We start from the raw sequence: 232 nt of genomic DNA on the forward strand, positions 1-232 counted from the left end.
TTTCCGGCAGTTGTGTAAAATCACTTTTCAGGCTGTTGGGCTTTTTGTAGCTATCATCCTGGCCGAATGGTACAAAATAATAATGCTTTCGCTGCAGCAATGCCGCCAGTGCCGCCGCACTGCCGGAAAGTCCGTCATTGGTGGAAGGTGCCACCACAACAGGGCAACCACCGCGCAGCAGGCTTTTTGCCGCCAACGTCACCGGCGTGGAACTGATACCAGCGGCCAGAAG

The 232-nt window shown here is 54.7% G+C and carries 1 protein-coding gene; it reads right to left on the reverse strand.

Annotated elements, in window-relative coordinates; genetic code table 11:
* The coding region (locus H6B10_RS16550) for a flavoprotein (RefSeq protein ID WP_345941871.1) at positions 1-232 on the reverse strand (232 nt) is incomplete at both ends.

The sequence above is a fragment of the Gemmiger formicilis genome, assembly GCF_016901605.1.
Taxonomy (GTDB): domain Bacteria; phylum Bacillota; class Clostridia; order Oscillospirales; family Ruminococcaceae; genus Gemmiger; species Gemmiger formicilis_B.